We start from the raw sequence: 1447 nt of genomic DNA, 5'->3' as shown, positions 1-1447 counted from the left end.
TGGGGGAGGCGAGTTCGGCGTGAAGTTCGACATGGGTGCGCAGACGTTGTCGACGTTGATGCGTGATTCGCGTGGGTCGAGTGATGATCTGGGGTCGTTGATCCGGCAGTTGGTGCAGGCGGTGGAGCCGTTGGAGGGGAAGTTCAATGGTGCGGGGCGTCGGATGTTCGATGAGTTCAAGGGTCGTGCGGATGGGATCGCGCGTGAGCTGAATTCGTCGTTGGGGGCGATTTTGGGTGGTCAGTCGGGGATGGAGGGTGCGTTTTCCTCGGGTGATCAGGAGCAGGGTGAGAACGCGCGGCAGCAGATGGGTGCGGCGAATTTCGATGCGGCGCGTTTCCGCTGAGCTGTTGTTCTGCTCTGTGGGCTGTTCCGGGTTGTTTGTCGGGTTGGTTGGTTGTTTCACGGGGAGTGGTGTGTGATGGCGGGTTCGGGTTCGGATCGTCGGTCGTATGACGTGGGTGCGTCGGGGGATGTGCAGGGGAGTCTGCAGGCGGTGGTGGCGCGGTTGGAGGAGGTGATCGCGCAGCGGGACCGGCAGGTGAAGGCGGCGATGGCTGATTTCACGGCTGATGGTGTGGCGGATGAGTATCACGGTAAGGAGCAGCGGTGGAACCGGGCTTCGCATGAGGTGCGGAACATCATCGGTCTGGTGAAGTCGACGTTGGAGAAGAATGACGCGACGGCGCATTCGACGTTGGCGAAGGCGAAGTCGGCGGTGGACAACATCGGCTGAGTGGCTGGTGGGCGGGCCGGCCGGCCGGGTTCGTGGTGCTGCCCGCTGCCCGCTGCCCGCTGCCCGTTGTGAGCGGTCTGCGGACTGCGGTCCGCTGCTCGTTGTGAGCTGTCTGCGGTCCGCTGCTCGTTGTGAGCTGTCTGCGGTCTGCGGTCTGCGGTCGGTTGTCTGTCCTCTGCTGTGGGCGTTGGCTGTTGGTTGTTGTGGTTTGTTCGGGGGTTGTTGGGTGTCTGGGTGGGATTTGAGGCCGCAGGGTATTTCGGGTGTGTTGAGGTCGGTGGGTGAGTCGGCGTCGCGTCTGGAGTCGTGTGCGAAGGCGTTCGGGGAGCATTTGACGTCGGCGGCGTCGTCTGCGGGGACGATTTCGGCGGATGCGGGTTCTGCTGGTGGTGGGGGTAAGGCGCAGGGGGGTCTGGTGGCGTTGGCGTTGTCGCAGTATGCGGAGCATGCGTCGAAGGATCTTCAGTTCGTGGGTGCGCGGGCGGGGAAGTCGTTGCAGGGGGTGGTGGATGCGACGACGGCGTATCTGAAGGGTGATGAGGAGATGGCGGCGCGGGCGCAGCATGCTGCGCTGGGTGCGCCGCGGCTGGATGCGCCAGGGGTGGGCGGGAAGTGATCGAGCCGGGGGAGATTCCGCAGTTCACGGGTGATCTGGGGCTGCTGGAGAAGGCGTGCGGGGATCTGCGGGCGGATGCGGGTGGTGTGCGGGAT

The 1447-nt window shown here is 64.5% G+C and carries 3 protein-coding genes; all 3 read left to right on the top strand.

Features of this window, described 5'->3' with window-relative positions; all coding sequences use genetic code 11:
* Positions 1 to 19 precede the first annotated feature (19 nt).
* Positions 20 to 346 (top strand): hypothetical protein, encoded by a 327-nt coding sequence (locus tag IG64_RS37085; RefSeq protein ID WP_037864912.1) that lies wholly within the window; start codon positions 20 to 22, stop codon positions 344 to 346.
* A gap of 75 nt (positions 347 to 421) precedes the next feature.
* Positions 422 to 736: a pore-forming ESAT-6 family protein gene (locus tag IG64_RS37080; RefSeq protein WP_037864913.1), complete on the top strand. Its 315-nt coding sequence runs from the start codon at positions 422 to 424 to the stop codon at positions 734 to 736.
* Positions 675 to 1352, top strand: a complete 678-nt coding sequence (locus IG64_RS43155; protein WP_324609604.1) for a DUF6507 family protein — start codon at positions 675 to 677, stop codon at positions 1350 to 1352. Before IG64_RS37080 ends, IG64_RS43155 begins: the two co-directional genes overlap by 62 nt.
* Positions 1353 to 1447: the final 95 nt, after the last annotated feature.

It is taken from the genome of Streptomyces sp. NRRL S-340 (genome assembly GCF_000720185.1).
Classification (GTDB): Bacteria; Actinomycetota; Actinomycetes; order Streptomycetales; family Streptomycetaceae; genus Streptomyces.
This window is presented reverse-complemented; position numbering and strand designations above follow the sequence as displayed.

Bases quoted from the DNA above. Each gene is read 5' to 3' on its own strand.
- IG64_RS37080 (WP_037864913.1), top strand. From the start codon at position 422: ATGGCGGGTTCGGGTTCGGATCGTCGGTCGTATGACGTGGGTGCGTCG.
- IG64_RS43155 (WP_324609604.1), top strand. From the start codon at position 675: ATGACGCGACGGCGCATTCGACGTTGGCGAAGGCGAAGTCGGCGGTGG.